The sequence below is a fragment of the Nevskia sp. genome (assembly GCF_023266035.1).
Taxonomy (GTDB): Bacteria; Pseudomonadota; Gammaproteobacteria; order Nevskiales; family Nevskiaceae; genus Nevskia.
Genome location: NZ_JAHFRY010000205.1, coordinates 1 through 5,187, shown reverse-complemented (window position 1 = coordinate 5,187; position 5,187 = coordinate 1). Strand labels below are relative to the sequence as shown.

The following is a 5,187-nucleotide window of genomic DNA, read 5'->3' as shown; positions in this document are numbered from 1 at the left end:
CGGCACTGGTGCGGCACTGGTGCCGGTGTTCGCGCCGCTCGGTCTCGGCACCGATACCGGCGGTTCGATCCGTGGCCCGTCGACTTCGAACGGTATCGTCGGCCTCAAGCCCACGCATGGCCTGCTCAGCCGCGATGGCATCGTGCCGCTCGCACTGAGCTTCGATACCGGCGGCCCGATGGCGCTCACCGTCGCCGACATCGCCGTGTCGCTCGGCACCATGACCGGTGTCGATCCGGCCGATGCCGCCACCCAGAAGAGCGCCGGCAAGTTCGAAACCGACTACACCAAGTACCTCAAGGCGGACTCGCTGAAGGGCGCCAAGATCGGCATCGCCCGCGATTTCATGGGCCAGGACGACGAGGTCGACTGGGTCATCGAAACCGCGCTGAGCACCATGCGCAAGGCCGGTGCGACGATCGTCGACATCAAGTATCCGAAGTGGCTGCTCGACAGCCGCAGCGAGTTCTACAACGCCATTCGCCGCCCGGAATTCAGGGCTCAGATCGGCGACTACCTGAAGACCCTGAAGCCGGGCTATCCGAAATCGCATGACGAGTTGATGGCCGGCGTCGAGTCGCTGGTGTCGCCGACCGACGGCATGATCCCCAACGAAGGCCGCTGGAACCTGTTCAAGCTGGAAGCCAAGAGCGGCAGCCTCACCGATGCCGAATACCTGACCGTCCGCGATCACGCGCTGCCACTGGTCCGGGCCGAGCTGGATGGCGTGATGAAGAGCAACGGCCTCGATGCGATCGTCTATCCGACGTCACCGAAACGCCCGGCAAGGACCGATATCGATCCGGTCACCGGCGGCCCGGAAGGTCGCTCGGCGACCAACTTCGCGAACCTCAGCGGCTACCCGGATCTGATCGTGCCGGCCGGCTTCACCGCCGGCGGACTGCCGGTCGGCATCTCGTTCTTCGGCCCGGCATTCAGCGAACCGAAGCTGATCTCGCTGGGGTATGCCTTCGAGCAGTTGAGCCATGCGCGCCGCTTGCCGACCCTGACGCCGCCGCTGCCGGGCGAGGCGATAGGGCGCTGATACCCGCGTCGTCGGACCGCTCGGCTCACTTCAACTGGTGAGTTGGGCGGATTCGACGTAGCTCGTTGGCGCATGGCCGGTCAGCGCCTTGAACGTCGACGAGAAATGAGACTGGCCACTGAAACCGACTTCGTAAGCGATATCGGTGATGCTGAGCCTGCCTTGCGCGAGCAGGCTCTTGGCTTTTTCGATTCGGCGCTGTGTGATGAACCGGTGCGGTGAGCAGCCGAAGCGTTCCGCAAATTCCTGGGCGAACACCGTGCGACAGACGCCGGCGTAATCGGCCATTCCCTGCAGCGTCAGTTTCTCCGCCAGCTGGTTTTCGATATGGCTAAGGACGGCGTTGAAATCAGGCCCATCGAGCTCTGAAGGCACTGACGTTCCGAGTTGTATCCGCTCGGCATCGCTATCATCGATGACGCGGGCGAGATGCCAGGTGAGCGCTTCGAACAGTTTGGCGACGTAGCGCCCGTTGTCTGGCGACGAAGATTTCGAGGCGTGCATCAAGGTCTTTACGCTGGCCAGCACGTAGTCGTCGCGGAGGGCGAAGAGGCAAGTCGGCAGGTTCAGCATCCCGGCCGAAAGCGCACCACTGCGCAAGGTTGAAGCATTGACCGGGAAATGCACGGTGGCGAATTCGACTTCGCCATCGGTCCGGTATCTGACCGCCTGACCGCGCGGAATCAGGGTGATATCGCCGGGTTTCGAGAACGAGCGACTCAAACCCTGTTCGGTGTAGACCCGCACCCGGCGCGCGCCACCGAGGTGTACCGACAGGATCAGCTCGCGGGTTTCGGGGATGTGGACTTCCTTGGTGGGCGCCATTCGCCAGCCGTAGAGACCGATGCCCTTGCGCGGGCCACGGCTCCGCTCCAGAGAGGGTCTTGTCCGGCAGGCTTCGCTGTAGGCGTCGACAGCGGGGATTCCGATGTCCGTCATCACGTGCTCCTCCTCACGGCGCCTTGGTCAGCGCACTCGTCCATCGATTCTGCCATGACCCCGGATTGCCGGTCTTTTCCTGCGGACGATTCCGTACGAACGCTTTTGGACGAATTCGATATTGGCCGAGCCGGTCTTCCGCGAAGAATGATCCATGCCGCTCCCAGAAGCGGCCCATCAAAATGCTGGAGGAGCGATGACTGACTCAAACGTACCCGCCGCGCCGCCGAAAGCAGTAGCAGCTCTGCTGGCCGCTGCGAGCGCTGCAACCGGGCTGGACGATTTCGGTGACCGGTATTTCATGACCGGACTGACCAAGCTGGTCGAGGCCCTGCCGGGCGAGGCCCAGCTGAACGCGACCGGCGAGCAGCTGGTGTACGGCGGCATCATCAAGCTGCTGGTCAATCGGCTGCGCTACGTCCAGGACATCAAGCGGCATCCGGAAATTCTGAACGAGAAGATCGTCAAGCCGATCATCATCCTCGGCCTGCCACGCACCGGTACCACCAAGCTGCAGCGGGTGCTGTCGGCTGATCCCCAGGTGCAGCGCATGGACTACTGGCGCACCACCAACCCGGCGCGGTTTCCGGATGAGGAACCAGGCAATCCCAGGGGACGCATCGAAGAAGCGCTGGCCGTGGAGCACATGTTCGCGACGCAGTTTCCGGACTGGATGGCGCGCCACCCCACCGAGGCCCTGGAGCCCGACGAGGAACTGCACCTGATGGCCGGCTCCTTCGAGTGCATGGTCACCTGGCTGTTCGCGCGCTCGCCGTCGTTCTATGCGCACATCAGCACCTGCGATCAGCGCCCGATGTACCGACACCTGTACGCGCAGATGCAATATCTGCAGTGGCAGGACGGCGGCGCCCGCGGCCGTCCCTGGATCATGAAGTCCCCCGTTCACATCAACGCGCTCGACGCACTGCTGGAAATCTTCCCGGACGCGGTGCTGGTGCACTGTCACCGGGATCTGCAGAAAGTCATGCCGTCGTTTGGTGGCTTGATCGAGGCGGCGCGCCGGATCGGCAGCGATCACGTCGATCAGAAAGTGCTGGGTAAGGAAATGCTGGACTACTGGTCTGGCGCACTGGATGGCTATCTGATCGAGCGCGACAAGCTGCCGGCGAACCGCGTCCTCGATGTTCGTTTCGAGGATGTGGTGGGCGACATCGTCGAAGTGATCCGCCGTATCTACGACTACGCCGGCCGCGAACTGACCCCAGAGGCGCTCGCCGCATTCCGCGATTACGACCAGACGCGGCCCGATCATCACTGGGGCTCCTACACCTATTCGGCGGATGACTACGGCTACACGCCGGAGCTGATCGATCGTCGCTTCGCCGCCTACCGCAAACGCTTCATCGATTCCGGCCGGCTCGGCCGCAAGGAGACCGTCAGTGCCTAACTCCACACAACTTCAGCAGCTTGGTTTCACCCATCCGACCATCTGGAAGGAAGTGACCAAGGTGATGGGCGAGTTGGAACAGCTGGTCTGGAACGACCCGCTGGTCACCGATGACCTGACTCGCGCCGAAGGCGCGCGCTATCTCACCCGGGTGATCGCTGGCGCGTTGCCGATGACCATGGAACTCGCGGATGCCAACTATCCGCAGTTCTTCCATCTGCTGAGCACACGTATTCACTGGGGCCTGCCGGCCACCGACTGCCACTACCAGTGGGCGGCAGTGCATGGCGACAACGTCTACCGGATCAGCGGCGATCGCGGCACCGCACGGGTGTTCGATATCGAAACCCGCAAGGATCATTTCGCCCATATCGCCGACTGGACCTTGCATGACCGCCTGACGAAGTTCGACGTCGGCGCCAACAACCACGTCGACATCGTCCTCAGCCGTGTGCGGCCAGAAGGTGTGCGCAACTGGATTCAGCTCGCCGAAGGCCCGGGCAACATCATCTTCCGGCAGTACTACTACGACTGGAACACCGAACAGCCGGCGCGCCTCAGCATCGTCAACGAGAACGCCAAGTACCCGCCACCGACGCTGACCGAGGCCGCCATCGGTGATGGGCTGGAACTGTTCTGCGACTGGATTCGCGATGTGCCGAAGCGCTTCGCCCAAGTGGTGAACACCTATTACGCCGCACCGAAGAATTCGATGGTGTTCGACACCATCGATTTCGGCTGGAAATCGCTGAAGTACGGCAAGGGCATCTACCAGTGCGCGCCGGACGAGGCGCTGATCCTCGAAGTGAAGCTGCCGAAGTCGTACTACTGGAGCATCCAGCTGTGCAGCCATTTCTGGGAAGCGCGCGACTACCACCTGCGGCAGACCTCGCTGAACGGCCACCAGGCTCAGATCGATGATGACGGCGCAGGAAACAGGATCTTCCGCGCGGTGATCTCGCATCAGGATCCGGGCATCGCCAACTGGCTTGATGCCGGCGGCCACGAACAAGGGCTGCTGGCGATCCGCTATTACGAGCCGGATGGCACACCGATTCCGAGCATGCGCCGAGTCAAGCTCGCCGAGCTGCGCGACTCCCTGCCTGCGTCGACGCCTGCCGTCACGGCCGAAGCGCGACAGATCAGCTTGCGTGACCGAGCCTGGTCCACCGCCCGGCTGCGCCGTGAATAAGACCGCCAGCAATCAGTCACAAAACAAAACAAAAAATCACCTGCGAGGAGAGGATCAGATGTCGAATATCGAGAAGCTGTTTTCGCTGAAAGGCAAGGTTGCATTGGTCACTGGCGCCGGTTCCGGCATGGGCCGCAGATTCGCCAACACGCTCGCCGACGCTGGAGCGAAGGTCATCTGTGTTGCACGCAACAAGGCTCGTTTGGAAGAAGTCGTTGCCCAGATTCAAAAGGCCGGAGGAGAGGCGATAGCCATCGATGCGGACGTGGGCAGTACCGCTGGCGTTGAAGAGATGTTCAACCGCGCCGAGAAAGCGTTTGGTCGCGTCAACATCCTGGTCAATAGCGCGGCACAGCTCGACTTCGGCCTGTTCCCGGATATCAAGGACGAGAACTGGGACAACCTGATCAACGTCAACCTTTCGGGCGTGATGCGCACCTGCCGCTCTTTCTCCGAGCGCCTGATCAAGGCCGGCGAGCCTGGCGCCATCGTCAACATCACCTCCATCATCGGCACCCAGGTGATGCTCGGCGTTCCTACCTACGGCACGCTGAAAGCGGCAGCCAATCAGCTGACCCGGTCGATGGCTCGGGACATGTTCCC

At 62.4% G+C, this 5,187-nt stretch carries 5 protein-coding genes; 4 read left to right on the top strand and 1 reads right to left on the bottom strand.

The annotated features are described in order from the left end of the window. Positions 1 to 1,045: amidase family protein (locus Q0D45_RS20755; RefSeq protein ID WP_293397582.1), on the top strand; the 1,045-nt coding region annotated here is incomplete at its 5' end. Between the two features lie 30 nt (positions 1,046 to 1,075). Here the strand turns inward: Q0D45_RS20755 and Q0D45_RS20750 are convergent. Next, a complete protein-coding gene (locus Q0D45_RS20750; RefSeq protein ID WP_293397579.1) occupies positions 1,076 to 1,984 on the bottom strand; it encodes a helix-turn-helix domain-containing protein in 909 nt (302 codons plus the stop codon). Positions 1,985 to 2,180: 196 nt separating this feature from the next. Here Q0D45_RS20750 and Q0D45_RS20745 point away from each other — a divergent pair, with 196 nt between their 5' ends. From Q0D45_RS20745 to Q0D45_RS20735, 3 genes are all read left to right on the top strand, one after another. Next, a complete protein-coding gene (locus Q0D45_RS20745; protein WP_293397576.1) occupies positions 2,181 to 3,392 on the top strand; it encodes a sulfotransferase in 1,212 nt (403 codons plus the stop codon). Continuing rightward, positions 3,385 to 4,584 (top strand): DUF1214 domain-containing protein, encoded by a 1,200-nt coding sequence (locus tag Q0D45_RS20740; protein WP_293397573.1) that lies wholly within the window; start codon positions 3,385 to 3,387, stop codon positions 4,582 to 4,584. The genes Q0D45_RS20745 and Q0D45_RS20740 overlap by 8 nt, the downstream gene beginning before the upstream one ends. Before the next feature lie 58 nt (positions 4,585 to 4,642). Then, positions 4,643 to 5,187 (top strand): SDR family oxidoreductase (locus Q0D45_RS20735; protein ID WP_293397570.1); only part of this gene is annotated, 545 nt, incomplete at its 3' end.

Bases quoted from the DNA above. Each gene is read 5' to 3' on its own strand.
- Q0D45_RS20745 (WP_293397576.1), top strand. From the start codon at position 2,181: ATGACTGACTCAAACGTACCCGCCGCGCCGCCGAAAGCAGTAGCAGCT.
- Q0D45_RS20750 (WP_293397579.1), bottom strand. From the start codon at position 1,984: ATGACGGACATCGGAATCCCCGCTGTCGACGCCTACAGCGAAGCCTGC.